We start from the raw sequence: 15,880 nt of genomic DNA on the forward strand, positions 1-15,880 counted from the left end.
AGACAACGGTGCAATTCCACGACTCGATGATCAGCCTCGTCGGCAACACCCCGCTGCTGAGGCTCAACAACGTGACCGCGGGTATCCAGGCGACCGTCCTGGCGAAGGTCGAGTACTTCAACCCCGGCGGTTCCGTGAAGGACCGCATCGCCCTGCGCATGATCGAGGCCGCGGAGGAGAGCGGCGCCCTCAAGCCGGGCGGCACGATCGTCGAGCCGACCAGCGGCAACACCGGCGTGGGCCTCGCCATCGTGGCGCAGCAGAAGGGGTACAAGTGCATCTTCGTGTGCCCCGACAAGGTCTCCACCGACAAGATCAACGTGCTGCGCGCGTACGGGGCGGAGGTCGTGGTCTGCCCCACCGCCGTCGACCCCGAGCACCCGGACTCGTACTACAACGTCTCCGACCGGCTGGTCCGGGAGACGCCGGGGGCCTGGAAGCCCGACCAGTACTCCAACCCGAACAACCCCCTCTCGCACTATCACTCGACCGGCCCCGAGCTGTGGGAGCAGACGGAGGGGAGGATCACCCACTTCGTCGCGGGCGTGGGCACCGGCGGCACGATCTCCGGCACCGGCCGCTACCTGAAGGACGCCAGCGACGGCCGGGTGCAGGTCGTCGGCGCGGACCCCGAGGGCTCGGTGTACTCCGGCGGTTCGGGCCGCCCCTACCTCGTCGAGGGCGTCGGTGAGGACTTCTGGCCGACCGCGTACGACCGCACGGTCGCCGACGAGATCGTCGCCGTGTCCGACAAGGATTCCTTCCAGATGACGCGCCGCCTCGCCAAGGAGGAGGGCCTGCTCGTCGGCGGCTCCTGCGGCATGGCCGTGGTCGCCGCGCTCCGGGTCGCCGAGCGCCTCGGCCCGGACGACGTCGTCGTGGTGCTGCTCCCCGACAGCGGGCGCGGCTACCTCAGCAAGATCTTCAACGACGAGTGGATGGCCGACTACGGCTTCCTGGAGGACACCGGCCCCAACGCCCGTGTCGCCGACGTGCTGAAGGACAAGGCGGGCGGCACCATCCCCTCCCTGGTGCACATGCACCCCGAGGAGAGCGTCGGCGAGGCCATCGAGGTGCTGCGCGAGTACGGCGTCTCCCAGATGCCGATCGTCAAGCCCGGCGCCGGCCACCCCGACGTGATGGCCGCCGAGGTCATCGGGTCGGTCGTGGAGCGCGAGCTGCTGGACGCCCTGTTCACCCAGCGGGCCTCCCTGGACGACCCGCTGGAGAAGCACATGTCGGCGCCGCTGCCGCAGGTCGGCTCCGGCGAGCCGGTCGGCGACCTGATGAGCGTGCTCGGCACCGCCGACGCCGCGATCGTGCTGGTGGAGGGCAAGCCCACCGGTGTCGTCAGCCGTCAGGACCTGCTGTCCTTCCTCGCCAAGGGCGGCGTGCCGCAGTAGTCCCGGCCGGCCGCCTCGGACGTCCGTCGCCCTCGCGGGCGGCGGACGTCCGCGCGTGCGGGCCCTCCCGGGGCGGTCACGGGAGGGGACCGGGCGCCTTTTCGCGGAAGTGGTACGAGCGCGTCACGTCCGCGCAGCACCCGCTTAACACGCGTCCGGCACAGTCATGGGTGTCGGCAGGGCGGGAGCGGCTCCCCGCCCCGGCCGGCGCCGAACGGCGCCAAGGACCTCCGGAGCGGCTCCCGGACCTCCATGGACGCCAAGGACGCGCACGCCCGGTCCTGACCCGGCACGCGTCCCTCGCGGGGACCGCCGTCGTCCCGCCCCCCGGTGACGGGGGTGCGGCGGTCCCCGCGCACCACGTCACGAGGGCCCGGTGTCCGCCGCGCGGCGGACACCGGGCCCTCGCGTGTGCTCCGGTCCGTCCTCCCGGCGGGGCGCTCCACCGGCGGCCCGGTCCCGGCACGGGGCGGCCTCCCGGCGTCGCGGGCCGGCTCCCCGGCTTCCCGGCCCCCTGCCCTCCGAGCGGCCCCCGCGCTCGCGGCCTTCCCGGCGGCCCGGTCCGGCCGGGCCCTCTCAGCCCTCCCAGTCCGACTCCCCGGCGGTCCTGCGGCGGCCGAAGAAGTCGGGGGTGACGCGGGCGGCCTGCACCACGTTCACGCCGACGATGCCGCCCCAGGCGACCAGCAGCCCGGGCAGGTGCGCCACCCCGACGCCGATCGCGGACAGCGGGACGGCCAGCACCAGCGAGACGATGCCGAAGCCGAACCGCTCGCCCCAGGAGTCCGACGACTGCCCCGACCGCGTGCCGCGTGCCGCGACCATCTGCTGTTCGGCGAGCCGGCGCCGCACCCGCCGGTCCACCGTGTCGTCGAGACGCTGCTCGACCTTCTCCAGGAACGAGTCGACGAGCGCGGACTCGTACTCCTCGCCCAGTTCCCTGCGCGCGTGCAGGGTGGCGTCCAGTTCCTTCTTCAGTTCGGCGTCGCCGCGGCGGGCGTCCAGTCCGGTCATACCCGAGACGTTAGGACCCGCCGGGCCCCGTGGCACTGGGGCTAGCCCCCCTGTCCGAGCGGGGCGCGCCCCCGGACCCGCTCCGCGGGGTGGCACTCGGGGCCACCGAGCGGCGCCCGGGAGGAGTCCCTTGCCCGGTCTGCATACCGTCATGCAGAGTTCTTCGTAGCTGAATAGGTCGGCGACGGGCCGGTGTCCGCCGCCGGTCCCTCACGACCGCCGGGCACGATCCGGCGCCCGGCTGGAGGAGGTGTGCGGATGGCGGTGTCCCGGGCAGGGGCCGCGTCGGCGGGAGCGGCGCCCTCCGCGAGCGCCCCGCCGCTGGTCCTGGACGGCCGCGGCACGGCAGCGGACGACATCGTGCGGCTGGCCGACGGGACCGCGCGGCCCGTCGCGGGCGCCGACGGACTGAAGCGCGCGGAGGAGTCCTGGGACGCCGCCCGCCGCATCGCCGCCACCGGCCGCGTCTACGGCCGCTCCACCGGCGTCGGCGCGAACCGGAACGAGGACCTGCCGTCCGAGGCGGCGGCCGGCCACGGCCTGCGCCTGCTGCGCAGCCACGCCGGCGCCATCGGGGAGGAACTCCCCGCCCGGCAGGTCCGCGCCATGCTCGCCGTCCGGGCGAACCAGATCCTGGCGGGCGGCGCGGGGCTGCGCCCCAGCGTCGTGACGGCCCTGTGTGAGGCACTGGAGGCGGGCGCCCACCCGGTCGTCAACGCGCTCGGCTCCGTCGGCACCGGGGACATCGCCGCCCTCGCCCAGGTGGGCCTCGCCCTGGCCGGCGAACACCCCTGGCGCGAGCCCGGAGGGTCGGCCCCGCCGCCCCAGCCGCTCGACAACAACGACGCGCTCGCCCTGATCAGCAGCAACGCGCTCACTCTCGGGCAGGCCGCGCTCGCCCTGCACGAACTGCGCGGGCTGATCGGCGCCACCCAGGTCGTCGCCGCGCTCTCCCTGCTGGCCGTCGACGGCTCCCACGAGGCGTACGCGGCCCCCGTGCACGCCGCCCGGCCGCACCGGGGGTCGCTCGACGTCGCCCGCCGGATGCGGGAGCTGATCGGCGCGGCGGACCGGCCGACCCCGCCGCTCGGCCGCATCCAGGACCCCTACGGCTTCCGCTGCCTGCCGCAGATCCACGGCCCCGCCCAGGACGCGGCGGACGCCCTGGAGGCGGTGCTCGGCGTCGAGATCAACGCCGCGGCCGAGAACCCGCTGATCTGCGCCGAGGACATGTCCGCCTACCACCACGGCGGCTTCTACCAGGCCCAACTCGCCCTCGCCCTGGACCACTTCCGGCTCGCCGTCACCCAGGTCGCCCGGCTGTCCACGTCCCGGCTGTCCACCCTGAACGAGCCCGCCTACACCCGGCTGCGCCCCTTCCTCGCCGACCAGGAGGCGGCCTCCTCCGGGGTGATGATCCTGGAGTACGCCGCCGGGGCCGCGCTCGGCGACCTGCGCGCGTTCTCCGCGCCCGCCTCGCTCGGCCACGCTGTACTCTCCCGGGGCGTCGAGGAACAGGCCAGCTTCGCCTCGCTCGCCGCGCGTCAGACGCTGCGGGCCTGCGACGCGTACCGTCTCGTCGTCGGCTGTGAACTGGTCGCCGCGGTACGGGCGCTGCGCCAGCGCGGTCTGCGGCCCGACCCGGGGCTGCCGGCCGGACGGGCGCTGGACCTGGCGGAGACGGTGCTCGACGCCGAGCAGGCCGACCGGCCGCTCACGGACGACGTGACGGCCGCCGCCGCACTGCTCGACCGGTTCACGGACATCTGGAGGGGGAGCACGCCATGAGCGCGGACAGGGCCGCGAACAAGGACGCGGACAAGGACGCGGGCGAGGACGCGGGCGGGACCGGCGCCGGGCCGGCCGGCGGGACCGACGGGGCCGCGGCCCGGGCCGGGGACAGCCCCGCCGGGCGCCTCCAGTCCCTCTTCGAGGGGCGCCGGCTCACCCCGACCCAGCGGCGCATCGCGCACAGCATGGTGCGCAGCGCCGCCGACGTGCCGTTCCTCTCCAGCGTCGAACTCGCCGAACTCGCCGGGGTCAGCCAGCCCTCCGTCACCCGCTTCGCCGTGGCCCTCGGCTTCGACGGCTACCCGGCGCTGCGCCGCCACCTGCGCGAGGTCGCGCCCGCCGAACCCGTCACCGACACGGCCGCCTACAACGAGTACCAGCAGGCCGTCGAGGCCGAGATCGAGAACCTGCGGCACCTCGCCGAGGCGCTCGCCGACCCCCGCCCCGTCGCCCGGGCCGGCCGGCTGCTCGCCGCCTCCCGCCCGCTGCCCGTGCTCGGCCTGCGCGCCGCCGCCTCCCAGGCCTACGGCTTCGCCTACTTCGCCGCCAAGGTCCATCCGGACGTCCGGTTGCTGCACGAGGCCGGCACGATGCTCCAGGACCGCATCGACGCGGCCGTGCGAGCCGGCGCCACCGCCCTGCTCTGCTTCGCGCTGCCCCGGCACCCGCGCGAGGTCGTCGAGTCGCTCGGCTACGCCAGGGAGGCCGGCCTCACCGTCGTCACCGTCGCGGACTCCGCCTTCGCGCCCGTCGCCAAGGTGTCCGACCTGCTGATCCCCGCCGCCGTCGGCACCGGTCTCGCCTTCGACACCGCGTGCGCGCCGATGCTGCTGGGCCGCGTCCTGCTGGAGGCCATGTGCGACGACCTGCCGGACGCCCAGGCGCGGCTGGAGCAGTTCGACGCCAGGGCCGCCGCGCGCGGGCTGTTCGTGGAGTGAGGGCCGCCGCGCGCCGCCGGGCGGCACGGTGTGCGGGCGGGCCGGGGCGCCCGGGTTCTCAGATTCGTCTCACGTTCCGCCGCTAGCCTGCGCGCCCGAGGACACAACGGGCGCGGCTGCCGGCCGGCGGCGCGCTCCGGCGGCGCGGAGACGCGGAGACGGGAGGCGGCATCGTGGCGCGTGGAGGACAGGGACTGGCCAGGATGGCCGTCGTGGTGCGGGCCGGAGCCGCGCCGCTGTGGTGGAGCGGGGTGTGCGCCGCGGGGATCGGCCTGCTCGTCCCGGGCCTGACCGGACGCAGGATCGGCGTCCTCGCGGGGGCGGCGCTGTTCCTGCTCGCCGCGGTCGTCGTGGCGGCCTGGCGCAGGAAGCGGTACGCGGCGCTCGTCCGGTCCGCCGCGCGGGCCGGCAAGCACGACGTGCTCCAGGACCGCGCCGTGACCCTCCGCAACTGGCGCCGCGGCCACCGCTGGTGGCTGCTGCTCGCCTTCGCGGGCGCCCTCGGCGCCTCCCTGCTGCTGCCCGCGGCGGGCGGCATGCTGCTCGCCGGCGCGGGCGCGGGACTGTGGCTGAAGGCCGCCCGGCTCGGCCGCGTCGAACGCGCCGCCCAGGAACTGATCTGGGTCCGCGTCGACTGGCTGGGGCCGCGCGCCGGCGCTCCCGCGGGCAAGCCGGTCAGGGCCGTCCGGTCCACGGGCCCGGCGGCGGGCGACGCCGCACCCGGAGGGGCACGGCGTCGCTGACCCGGCGAGCGGGCCCGGCGCTGCGGCGTCCACCGCGGGACCGGGCCGCGGCGGGCCGCCCGATCCGCGCGGGCGTCCCCGGTGCGGTCAGGGCACTAGACCTCCAGATCGTTCTCGATCCGCTTGAGCTGGTGCCGGGCCATCGCCAGGTTGGCCCGCTTCTGGTCGAGCACGAGGTAGAGGAACAGGCCGTTCCCGCCGCGGCCCTTCATCAGCCGGATCAGGTGGTACTGGTCGGAGAGCGTGATGAGGATGTCCTCGATCTCGCCCTTGAGGCCCAGGTGCTCCATGGTGCGCAGCTTGGCGCGGACGACGTCGGTGTTGCCGGCCGCGGCGACGGTGAGGTCGAAGCTCTTGCTGCCGCCGATGGTGCCCAGCGCCATCCCGCTGGTGTAGTCGACGAGCGCTGCCCCGGTCGCGCCCTCGATGGACGCCAGGGCCTCTTTGAGGGCGGTCTCGGTGTTCGTCATGATGTGGTGCTCCTTCTCAACTCTCGGATGTACTGGGGTGGTTGGTGGCAGGTGTGGTGGTGGGCCGGGCGGGCAGCGCGCCGCGCGGGACGCGGCTGCGGGCCGGACCCTGCGCGGGTTTCGCGGCGGGCCGGGCCGGCACGGCATGCGGCTCGCCGCGCGCGGTGGCGGCGTCGACCAGCTCCCCGATCCGGGTGCCGGACCGCCGCCCCTCCAGGTGCAGCCGGCCCACGTTGACGCGGTCCTGGGCCAGCAGCGTCAGGACGGCGGAGCCTCCCGCCGCGTAGGTCGCCACATAGCCGTGCACGCCGCGGACGAGCAGTTCGCGCAGGTCGCCCTGGCCGGTGGCCTCCGCCATCCGGATGGCGACCCCGAGGGCCGCCGCGGTCAGCGCGGCGAGCCCCTCCGGTTCGACGCCCGGGGTGTCGTGGGCGAGGACGAGACCGTCGGCGCTGGCCGCGAGCGCTCCGGTCAGCTGGGGCACCCTGGCCCGTAGCCGGTGCAGCTCGTCCAGGACTTCGGGCTCCGCCGCCATCAGCTGTCTCCTCTCGGCACGCTGTCGTAGCGCGCGGATCACAAGGCCTCCCGCGGGTCGGTGCTCACAAGGCCTCCAGCGCGTCTCTGAGGCGCCGCAGCAGGGCGACGTCGGGATCGGTGGAGGACTGGGCGAGCAGGGCCGGTACGGCGGGCGGCTGCGGTGCGGGCGCGGCCGTCACGAGGCCGGCGGCGGCGAGCCGGCGCAGGTCGACCAGCGTGTGGAAGGCGGGCCGGCCGAGCGCGGCGGACACCTCGGCCGCGGTGCGGACGCCGTCCACCCGGCCGAGGACGGCCTCCTGCCGCAGCGGCACCGCGGGCCCGTCGAGGCGGACGCGGCACAGCGGCGCGGTGTCGGTCGCCGCGTCGGGCCAGATGCGGTGCAGCAGTTCGCGCCGGCGTACGGTCTCGCGCTCCAGGGCGGCGACGGGCACCGGGCGCAGCGGCCCCAGCCAGTGCGCGGCGCCGTAGCGGAAGCGGGTCGGGGTGCTGCTCGGGCCGAGCACGAAGTACGCCGCGTCGTAGAGCGAGCCGAGGTGGCACAGCTGCAGCGCGCCCTCGGCTATGCGGCCGGTGTCGATCAGGAAGCGGCCCACCTGCCGGCGGGCGCCGGCCAGGGCGACGGCCTCGCGCCACACCTCGGGCTCCAGCACCCCGCGGGCGGAGAACAGGACGTCGATGCCGGGGGTGGCGGGGCTCTCGGCGTGTACGACCTCGCCGTCCGCCAGGTAGAGGGTGCCGCGTTCGCGGATGAGGACGCCGGTGGCGCGTTCGGCGGCGAGCCGGCTGAGCATCGGCGAGACGCTGCCCGCGTCGGTGCTCAGGGCCCGGTCGCGCACCGGCAGCCGGGGCGGGGGCGGTGTTCTGACCGTCGTCATACGAGCACCAGCCGTCCGGCCATCTCGCCGAGCCGGATGCGGGCCAGCGCGAGATTGCCGTCCGAGCGGCCGAGCCACAGGTGCAGGAACACGCTGCTGTCGAAGCTGGTCCGCACGAAGCGCAGGACGTGGTAGCTGTCGCGGTTGCTGATGATCAGGTCCTCGATGGGGGTCTCCTGGTCCGACCACTCGGACCAGTCGGAACCGTCCTTCGGTGCGAACGAGCGGTTCTCGGCGGCGAGCCGGGCCAGTTCCGCCGCCTCCGCGGCGGTCGTCTCGTGGTCGTCGCCCGGCGCGTCGCCGACCGTGCCCAGGGCCAGCCCGCTGGTCCAGTCGACCACCGAGGCACCCCGCGCACCGGGCAGTGTCATGGCTTCCAGCAGGCACTCGTCGATTCCGGGCACCGTCGTCTCCCCTCCCGCCAAGGGTTCGGCCGAGTGACGCAGAAGTTACGCTCTGTGTGCGGGATGAGGGGGTGATCCGGCATTTTCCTGTGGAACATGCCCGGCATCACTAAGGTGGGTCAACTGACCATATTTTCCGGCGCCATCGAATCCGCAGGTGAGCGGTTTGGGCGGCCTTGGGGCGTGCGCGTGGGGCGCTCGTGGGGCGGCGGGGGCGCGCAGCCGCCCGCCCGCGCCGGAAAGCGCCCCGTGCGCGGGGGTGCGGGGGTGCGGTGGACGCGCCGGAGCGCGCCACCGGTGCGGGCGCGGGCCTCGCGGCGAGGCGCTACAGCTCCGTGAGCGAGGCGCCGTGCCCGCCGCCCGACTCCGCGACGATCTCCGCCGTGGTCTGCGGGTCCCGCACGACGGCGAACCGCACGCCGCCGCCTTCGATGCCGCTCCCGCCGCCGTGCCGTCCGCGGTCCGCGCCGTCGCCGGCGGCCCGTCCGCCGGCCGGCGCGTAGCCGTAGACGCCGGGCCGGGTCAGGGAGTTGTACGCGTAGTGGTGCGCGAAGTAGTACGCGCCGGTGTCCAGTGCCGCCGCGAGATCGCCCTGTGCGAGCAGCGGCAGCGCCCGCCCCTCGGCGAGCAGGTCGCCCGCGAAACAGGCCGGTCCGGCGATGTCCTGGACCACGTCCGGGCCCGTCTTCGGGCGGCCCTTCGCGTCGTACGCGGCGATCCGCAGCGGCCAGGCGCCGGGCGCGTACACCGTGCGGGCCGCCACCTGCACACCGGCGTGGGTGACCGCGATCGCGCGGCCTCCCGCCCGCTTCGCGTACTCGACCCGGGCCAGTACGGTCCCGTGCTTGGCCAGCAGCGACCGGCCGAACTCGGTGACCAGCCCGTACCGCCCGTCGAACAGCCCCGGCACCGCCTCGGCGAGCAGCCGCGCGTACTGCGCGTACGTCGGGGCGGTCGCGTCGGAGTCGAAGTTGACCGGCAGCCCGCCGCCGATGTCGATCGTGTCGACCTGGCGCCGCCCGGCGTGCCGGTTGATCTCCTCCGCCAGCGCGTACGTCTCGGCCACGCCCCGGGCCATCAGGGACAGCGGCACGCCCTGCGATCCGGAGTGCGCGTGCAGCCGGGTCAGCCAGGGCCGGTCGGCGTACGTGCGCACGATCCACTCCCGGGCGCCGTCGTCCCGGAGCGCCACCCCGAACTTCGAGGTCGCCGTGGCGGTGGACAGGGCCCCGATGGAACCGCCGCCCACCTGGGGGTTGACCCGCAGTCCGATGGGGGAGCCGGTGGGCGCCGAGCGCACCAGGGCGTCGATGCGGTCCAGCTCCTGCGGGTTGTCCGCGTTCACCGCGATGCCGAGGGCCAGGGCCTCGCGCAGTTCGGCGGCGGTCTTGGCGGGGGAGTCGAGGACGGTCCGGTCCGGGGGCAGTCCGGCCGCGCGGGCGAGGGCGAGTTCGCCGGGGCTCGCCACCTCGGCGCCGACGCCCTCCTCGGCCAGCAGCCGCAGGACGGGCACGAGGGGAGCGGCCTTCACCGCGAAGGCGTGCAGCACGGGGGTGCCGGGCACGGTCACGGCGTCGAAGGCGGCGCGCAGCGCGGCGGCGGATTCCCGGATGCCCGCCGCGTCGAGCAGGGCGACGACGGGCTGCTCCGGGGTGATCAGGCCCTGCTCGACGGCGGCCCGCACGGCGTCGTCCCGCCGGGCGGCCCGATCGGCGTCCGGCGCGCCGCCGCCGCGGCGGGCGCCGGACCGCTCCGGTGTCCCGTTCTCGTTCCCCGTCGCACCGCCGGAAGAAGGCGTTCCGGACGTTCCTGCCGAAGCCATCGCAGCCCCACTCACCCCGTCGAACGGCGGATCTCCCGCCCCGTCCATCTCTGCACCCCTGCGTCCCGGCCAAACATCGGGGACGGCCGGCGGCCACCGGTGGAGCTATTGACTAGCTCTATTCAAGGGGTGAGGATGTGAATATCCACTGCAACAATCCGCTGGGAGGCAGACCATGTCAGGACCCCGCCCCGTCCGAGCGCCGCGCGGTACGGAACTGAGCGCCCTGGGATGGCAGCAGGAGGCCGCCCTGCGGATGCTGCAGAACAACCTCGACCCCGAGGTCGCCGAACACCCCGACAAGCTCGTCGTCTACGGCGGCACCGGCAAGGCCGCCCGCGACTGGCGCTCCTTCGACGCCATGGTCCGCACGCTGCGGACCCTCAAGCAGGACGAGACGATGCTCGTCCAGTCCGGCCGCCCCGTCGGCGTCATGCAGACCCACGAGTGGGCGCCGCGCGTCCTCATCGCCAACTCCAACCTGGTCGGCGACTGGGCGAACTGGGAGGAGTTCCGGCGCCTGGAGGCCCTCGGCCTCACCATGTACGGCCAGATGACCGCGGGCTCCTGGATCTACATCGGCACCCAGGGCATCCTCCAGGGCACCTACGAGACCTTCGCCGCCGTCGCCGCGAAGAAGTTCGGCGGCACCCTCGCCGGGACCATCACCCTCACCGCCGGTCTCGGCGGCATGGGAGGCGCCCAGCCGCTCGCCGTGACGATGAACGACGGCGTCGCGATCTGCATCGACGTCGACCCCCGCGCCATCGAGCGCCGCATCGAGCACCGCTACCTCGACGTACGGGCCGACTCCCTGGAGCACGCCCTCCGGCTGGCCGTCGAGGCCCGCGACCAGCGCAGGCCGCTGTCCATCGGCCTGCTCGGCAACGCGGCCGAGCTGCTTCCCCGCATGCTCGCCGAGGGCGCCCCCGTCGACATCGTGACCGACCAGACCTCGGCCCACGACCCGCTCGCCTACCTCCCCGCCGGCGTCGACTTCGACGACATGGCCGACGCCGCCGCCAAGGACCCGGCGGGCTTCACCACCCGCGCCCGCGAGTCCATGGCCCGGCACGTCGAGGCCATGGTCGGCTTCATGGACGCCGGCGCCGAGGTCTTCGACTACGGCAACTCCATCCGCGGCGAAGCCCAACTGGCCGGCTACGACCGCGCGTTCGCCTTCCCCGGCTTCGTCCCCGCCTACATCCGCCCGCTGTTCTCCGAGGGCAAGGGCCCCTTCCGCTGGGCCGCCCTGTCCGGCGAGGCCTCCGACATCCACAAGACGGACAAGGCGATCCTCGACCTCTTCCCCGAGAACGAGTCGCTGCACCGCTGGATCAAGCTGGCCGGCGAGCGCGTCCACTTCCAGGGACTGCCCGCCCGCATCTGCTGGCTCGGCTACGGCGAGCGCGACAAGGCCGGCGAGCGCTTCAACGACATGGTGGCCTCCGGCGAACTCGCCGCCCCCCTCGCCATCGGCCGCGACCACCTCGACTGCGGCTCCGTCGCCTCCCCGTACCGGGAGACCGAGGCCATGCTCGACGGCTCCGACGCGATCGCCGACTGGCCGCTGCTGAACGCCATGGTGAACGTCGCCTCCGGCGCCTCCTGGGTCTCCCTGCACCACGGCGGCGGCGTCGGCATGGGCCGCTCCATCCACGCGGGCCAGGTCTCCGTCGCCGACGGCACCAGGCTGGCCGGCGAGAAGATCCGCCGCGTCCTGACCAACGACCCCGGCATGGGCGTCATCCGCCACGTCGACGCCGGCTACGACATCGCCGAGTCCGTCGCCGCCGAACGCGGTGTGCGCGTCCCGATGCGCGAGGGCGACGAGGGCGGCGCCGCGTGAGCTTCCACAGCATGTGGGCGGAGCTGCTGCCGATCGGCCGCAGCTCCGCCTCCGGCGGCTACCGCCGCTTCGCCTGGACCGGTGCCGACGCCGACTGCCGCGCCTGGTTCCGGCAGCAGGCCGAGTCGCGCGGGCTGACCTGCGAGGCCGACCGCAACGGCAACCAGTGGGCCTGGCTCGGCGACCCCACGGCCGGCGACGCGGTGGTCACCGGCTCGCACCTGGACTCCGTCCCCGACGGCGGCGCCTTCGACGGCCCCCTCGGCGTCGTCTCCGCCTTCGCCGCGCTGGACGAACTGCGCTCCCGGGGCGCCCGGTTCACCAAGCCGCTCGCCATCGTCAACTTCGGCGACGAGGAGGGCGCCCGCTTCGGGCTCGCCTGCGTCGGCTCCCGGCTGGCCGCCGGACAGCTCACCGTCGACCAGGCCCACCGCCTCACCGACGCCGACGGGATCACCCTGCCCCGGGCCATGGAGCGCGCCGGGTACGACCCCGCCGCCATCGGCCCCGACCCCGAGCGGCTCGGCCGGATCGGCGCCTTCGTGGAACTGCACGTCGAGCAGGGCCGCGCCCTGGACCTCGGCGGCGACCGCATCGGCATCGCCAGCGCCATCTGGCCGCACGGCCGTTGGCGCTTCGACTTCCGCGGCGAGGCCAACCACGCCGGCACCACCCGCCTGGTGGACCGCCGCGACCCGATGCTGCCGTACGCGCAGACCGTGCTCAGCGCGCGCCGGGAGGCCCGGCTCGCCGGAGCCGTCGCCACCTTCGGCAAGATCGCCGTCGAGCCCAACGGCGTGAACGCCATCCCCTCCCTGGTGCGCGGCTGGCTCGACTCCCGCGCCGCCGACCAGGCCACCCTCGACACCGTGGTCACCGGCATCGAGGAGGCCGCCCGCGCCCACGCCGCGGAGCAGGGCGTCGAACTCGACGTCGTGCGCGAGTCGTTCACCCCCGTCGTGGAGTTCGAGCACGCGCTGCGCGACGAACTCGCCCGCATCCTCGGCAAGGAGCGCGACGACGCCCTCGCGGTGCCCGTCCTGGGGACCGGCGCCGGACACGACGCGGGAATCCTCTCCGGCACCGTCCCGACCGCCATGCTGTTCGTGCGCAACCCCACCGGCGTCTCGCACTCCCCGGCCGAGTTCGCCGCCGAGGACGACTGCGTGGCCGGGGTGACCGCTCTCGCCGACGTACTCGAAGGGCTGGCCTGCCTGTGACGCAGACGTACTGGCTGGAACACGCCTGGCTCGGCACCCGTGTCGAGCCGGGCGTCGCGGTGACCGTGTCCGGCCCCGGCCCGGCGGCCGGGGCGGAGGGCCGGATCACCGAGGTCCGCAACGGCGTCGCCGCCCCGCCGCCCGGCGCCGAGCCCTTGCGCGGGCTCACCGTCCCGGGCCTCGCCAACGCCCACTCGCACGCCTTCCACCGCGCCCTGCGCGGCACCGTCCAGGTCGGCTCCGGCACCTTCTGGACCTGGCGCGAGACGATGTACTCCGTCGCCGACCGGCTGACCCCGGAGACCTACCACGCCCTGGCCCGCGCGGTGTACGCCGAGATGGCGCTCGCCGGGATCACCGCCGTCGGCGAGTTCCACTACCTGCACCACGCGCCCCTCGGCACGCCCTACGCCGACCCCAACGCCATGGGCGAGGCACTCCTCGCCGCCGCCGCGGACGCCGGCATCCGCATCACCCTGCTCGACACCGCCTACCTCTCCTCGGGGTTCGGGCAGCCGCCCACCGAACACCAGCTGCGGTTCTCCGACGGCACCGCCGACGCGTGGGCGGAGCGCGCCTCGCTCCTGAAGGACCGGGGCCACGCGCGCATCGGCGCGGCGATCCACTCCGTGCGGGCCGTGCCCGCCGACCGGCTCGCCACGATCGCGCGCTGGGCCGAGGAGCGCCGTGCCCCGCTGCACGTCCACCTGTCCGAGCAGACCGCGGAGAACGACGCCTGCCGGGCCGCCCACGGCACCACGCCCGCCCGGCTGCTCGCCGACCACGGAGTCCTCGGCCCGCGCACCACGGGCGTGCACAACACCCACCTCACGGACGAGGACATCGCCCTGATCGGCGGCTCCGGGACCGGCACCTGCATGTGCCCGACCACCGAACGCGACCTCGCCGACGGCATCGGCCCCGCCGTCGCCCTCCAGCGCGCCGGATCACCCCTGTCGCTCGGCTCCGACAGCCACGCCGTGATCGACCTGCTCGAAGAGGCCCGCGCGATGGAGCTGAACGAACGCCTGCGCACCCGCACCCGCGGACACTGGACGGCCGCCGCCCTGCTGCGCGCCGCGTCCGCCGACGGCCACGCGGCCCTCGGCTGGGACGAGGCGGGCGCCATCGAGGCCGGCGCGCTCGCCGACTTCACCACCATCGCCCTCGACACGGTCAGGACCGCAGGACCGCTGCCGCGGCTGGGAGCGGAGACGGCCGTCTTCGCGGCCACGGCGGCCGACGTGCGGCACACGGTCGTCGCGGGCCGGCACGTGGTGCGCGACGGCGCGCACACCCGCGTACCGGACGTGCCCACCGCGCTCGCGGACGCCGTCGCGGCCCTGAGAGCCTGACACCGGGCGGACACCGGGGCCCGTCACCCGCGGCGACGGGCCGCCCCCCTGCCGGACCCCGCGCCCGCACCCCCCACCCGCACCCCCCACCCGCAGTCCCGCCACCCCTGAGGACGCCATGAGCAGCACGACCGTCATCACCAACATCGCCAGTCTGGTCACCAACGACCCCTCCCTGGGCGACGGATCCCCGCTCGGCCTGATCCGGGACGCGGCCGTGGTCGTCGAGGGCGACCGCGTCGTGTGGACCGGCGAGGCGGGCCGGGCCCCCGCGGCCGACGACCGCTTCGACGCCGCCGGCCGCGCGGTGCTGCCCGGATTCGTCGACTCCCACGCGCACCTGGTCTTCGCCGGCGACCGCACCGAGGAGTTCAACGCCCGCATGTCGGGCCGGGCGTACAGCGCCGGCGGCATCCGCACCACCGTCGCCGCCACCCGCGCCGCCTCCGACACGGACCTGGAGCGCAACCTCACGCGCCACCTCGACGAGGCGCTCCGCCAGGGCACCACGACCATGGAGACCAAGTCGGGCTACGGCCTGACCGTCCACGACGAGGCCCGAGCCCTGCGCATCGCCGCCGCGCACACCGACGAGGTCACCTACCTCGGCGCGCACATCGTCTCCCCGGACCTGGCCGACGACCCGGCCGCCTATGTCGCCCTGGTGACCGGGGAGATGCTCGACGCCTGTGCCCCGTACGCCCGTTGGGTGGACGTCTTCTGCGAGAAGGGCGCCTTCGACGGCGACCAGGCACGGGCGATCCTCACGGCCGGCAAGGCCAGGGGCCTGCACCCGCGCGTCCACGCCAACCAGCTGACCTACGGCCCCGGCGTCCGGCTCGCCGTCGAGCTGGACGCGGCCAGCGCCGACCACTGCACGCATCTGACGGACGCCGACGTCGACGCGCTGGCGAGCGGCAACACCGTGGCGACGCTGCTGCCGGGCGCCGAGTTCTCCACCCGCGCCGCGTGGCCGGACGCCCGCCGGCTGATCGACGCGGGCGCCACCGTCGCCCTGTCCACCGACTGCAACCCCGGCTCGTCGTTCACGTCCTCCGTGCCCTTCTGCATCGCCCTCGCGGTGCGCGACATGGGGATGACACCGGACGAGGCCGTGTGGTCGGCGACGGCGGGCGGCGCCCGCGCGCTGCGCCGCGACGACGTGGGCCGGCTCACCCCCGGCGCGTACGCCGACCTGACGCTGCTGGACGCCCCCAGCCACGTCCACCTCGCCTACCGGCCGGGAGTTCCGCTGGTGAGCGGTGTGTGGCGGCGCGGCGTCCGCGTGGTCTGAGGACGCCGCACGGGACGGACGGGGCGGAAACGAACGGAGCGGTGGGGGGGCGCGGGGGGCGGCCCCCCCCGGGGGGCGCGGCCCCCCCCCCCCCCCCCCCCCCGCCCCCCCCCCCGCCCCGCCCCCCCCCCCCCCCCCCCGCGGGGGGGGCCCCCCCCCGGCCCC

At 75.3% G+C, this 15,880-nt stretch carries 14 protein-coding genes; 8 read left to right on the forward strand and 6 right to left on the reverse strand.

Annotated elements, in window-relative coordinates:
- Nucleotides 1-8 precede the first annotated feature (8 nt).
- Nucleotides 9-1,403 (forward strand): cystathionine beta-synthase, encoded by a 1,395-nt coding sequence (locus tag ACGFS9_RS03765; protein ID WP_393250422.1) that lies wholly within the window; start codon nucleotides 9-11, stop codon nucleotides 1,401-1,403.
- A 576-nt stretch (nucleotides 1,404-1,979) separates the two neighbouring features.
- Here the strand turns inward: ACGFS9_RS03765 and ACGFS9_RS03770 are convergent.
- A complete protein-coding gene (locus ACGFS9_RS03770; RefSeq protein ID WP_393250424.1) occupies nucleotides 1,980-2,417 on the reverse strand; it encodes a hypothetical protein in 438 nt (145 codons plus the stop codon).
- A gap of 258 nt (nucleotides 2,418-2,675) precedes the next feature.
- Here ACGFS9_RS03770 and ACGFS9_RS03775 point away from each other — a divergent pair, with 258 nt between their 5' ends.
- The 3 genes from ACGFS9_RS03775 (at nucleotide 2,676) to ACGFS9_RS03785 (ending at nucleotide 5,889) form a co-directional block, all read left to right on the forward strand.
- Nucleotides 2,676-4,205 (forward strand): aromatic amino acid ammonia-lyase, encoded by a 1,530-nt coding sequence (locus ACGFS9_RS03775; protein ID WP_393250426.1) that lies wholly within the window; start codon nucleotides 2,676-2,678, stop codon nucleotides 4,203-4,205.
- On the forward strand, nucleotides 4,202-5,146 hold the full coding sequence (locus ACGFS9_RS03780; RefSeq protein WP_393250428.1) for a MurR/RpiR family transcriptional regulator: 945 nt from the start codon (nucleotides 4,202-4,204) through the stop codon (nucleotides 5,144-5,146). The genes ACGFS9_RS03775 and ACGFS9_RS03780 overlap by 4 nt, the downstream gene beginning before the upstream one ends.
- Nucleotides 5,147-5,319: 173 nt before the next feature.
- A complete protein-coding gene (locus ACGFS9_RS03785; protein ID WP_393250430.1) occupies nucleotides 5,320-5,889 on the forward strand; it encodes a hypothetical protein in 570 nt (189 codons plus the stop codon).
- Between the two features lie 95 nt (nucleotides 5,890-5,984).
- On the opposite strand, the gene ACGFS9_RS03790 is transcribed toward ACGFS9_RS03785, so the two are convergent.
- From ACGFS9_RS03790 to ACGFS9_RS03810, 5 genes are all read right to left on the reverse strand, one after another.
- Nucleotides 5,985-6,359 (reverse strand): hypothetical protein, encoded by a 375-nt coding sequence (locus ACGFS9_RS03790; RefSeq protein WP_351427757.1) that lies wholly within the window; start codon nucleotides 6,357-6,359, stop codon nucleotides 5,985-5,987.
- A 16-nt stretch (nucleotides 6,360-6,375) separates the two neighbouring features.
- On the reverse strand, nucleotides 6,376-6,894 hold the full coding sequence (locus tag ACGFS9_RS03795; RefSeq protein WP_393250432.1) for a roadblock/LC7 domain-containing protein: 519 nt from the start codon (nucleotides 6,892-6,894) through the stop codon (nucleotides 6,376-6,378).
- Between the two features lie 64 nt (nucleotides 6,895-6,958).
- Complete coding sequence (locus ACGFS9_RS03800; RefSeq protein WP_393250434.1) at nucleotides 6,959-7,771, reverse strand: transcriptional regulator; 813 nt, start codon at nucleotides 7,769-7,771, stop codon at nucleotides 6,959-6,961.
- Nucleotides 7,768-8,175 (reverse strand): hypothetical protein, encoded by a 408-nt coding sequence (locus tag ACGFS9_RS03805; RefSeq protein ID WP_081217681.1) that lies wholly within the window; start codon nucleotides 8,173-8,175, stop codon nucleotides 7,768-7,770. Before ACGFS9_RS03805 ends, ACGFS9_RS03800 begins: the two co-directional genes overlap by 4 nt.
- Before the next feature lie 325 nt (nucleotides 8,176-8,500).
- A complete protein-coding gene (locus ACGFS9_RS03810) occupies nucleotides 8,501-9,997 on the reverse strand; it encodes a diaminopimelate decarboxylase (RefSeq protein WP_393250436.1) in 1,497 nt (498 codons plus the stop codon).
- A gap of 175 nt (nucleotides 9,998-10,172) precedes the next feature.
- On the opposite strand from ACGFS9_RS03810, the gene hutU reads away from it, so the two are divergent.
- The 4 genes from hutU to hutI all read left to right on the forward strand — a co-directional run bounded on the left by hutU (nucleotide 10,173) and on the right by hutI (nucleotide 15,715).
- A complete protein-coding gene (gene hutU / locus ACGFS9_RS03815) occupies nucleotides 10,173-11,846 on the forward strand; it encodes a urocanate hydratase (protein WP_393250438.1) in 1,674 nt (557 codons plus the stop codon).
- Nucleotides 11,843-13,066 (forward strand): allantoate amidohydrolase, encoded by a 1,224-nt coding sequence (locus ACGFS9_RS03820; RefSeq protein WP_393250440.1) that lies wholly within the window; start codon nucleotides 11,843-11,845, stop codon nucleotides 13,064-13,066. The genes hutU and ACGFS9_RS03820 overlap by 4 nt, the downstream gene beginning before the upstream one ends.
- Complete coding sequence (locus ACGFS9_RS03825) at nucleotides 13,063-14,421, forward strand: formimidoylglutamate deiminase (protein ID WP_393250442.1); 1,359 nt, start codon at nucleotides 13,063-13,065, stop codon at nucleotides 14,419-14,421. Before ACGFS9_RS03820 ends, ACGFS9_RS03825 begins: the two co-directional genes overlap by 4 nt.
- 118 nt (nucleotides 14,422-14,539) lie before the next feature.
- Nucleotides 14,540-15,715 (forward strand): imidazolonepropionase, encoded by a 1,176-nt coding sequence (gene hutI, locus ACGFS9_RS03830; RefSeq protein ID WP_393250444.1) that lies wholly within the window; start codon nucleotides 14,540-14,542, stop codon nucleotides 15,713-15,715.
- Nucleotides 15,716-15,880: the final 165 nt, after the last annotated feature.

This window comes from Streptomyces sp. NPDC048566 (assembly GCF_043199735.1).
Lineage (GTDB): Bacteria > Actinomycetota > Actinomycetes > Streptomycetales > Streptomycetaceae > Streptomyces.

Bases quoted from the DNA above. Each gene is read 5' to 3' on its own strand.
- ACGFS9_RS03810 (WP_393250436.1), bottom strand. From the start codon at position 9,997: ATGGCTTCGGCAGGAACGTCCGGAACGCCTTCTTCCGGCGGTGCGACG.
- hutU (WP_393250438.1), top strand. From the start codon at position 10,173: ATGTCAGGACCCCGCCCCGTCCGAGCGCCGCGCGGTACGGAACTGAGC.
- ACGFS9_RS03800 (WP_393250434.1), bottom strand. From the start codon at position 7,771: ATGACGACGGTCAGAACACCGCCCCCGCCCCGGCTGCCGGTGCGCGAC.
- ACGFS9_RS03770 (WP_393250424.1), bottom strand. From the start codon at position 2,417: ATGACCGGACTGGACGCCCGCCGCGGCGACGCCGAACTGAAGAAGGAA.
- ACGFS9_RS03775 (WP_393250426.1), top strand. From the start codon at position 2,676: ATGGCGGTGTCCCGGGCAGGGGCCGCGTCGGCGGGAGCGGCGCCCTCC.
- hutI (WP_393250444.1), top strand. From the start codon at position 14,540: ATGAGCAGCACGACCGTCATCACCAACATCGCCAGTCTGGTCACCAAC.
- ACGFS9_RS03795 (WP_393250432.1), bottom strand. From the start codon at position 6,894: ATGGCGGCGGAGCCCGAAGTCCTGGACGAGCTGCACCGGCTACGGGCC.
- ACGFS9_RS03780 (WP_393250428.1), top strand. From the start codon at position 4,202: ATGAGCGCGGACAGGGCCGCGAACAAGGACGCGGACAAGGACGCGGGC.
- ACGFS9_RS03790 (WP_351427757.1), bottom strand. From the start codon at position 6,359: ATGACGAACACCGAGACCGCCCTCAAAGAGGCCCTGGCGTCCATCGAG.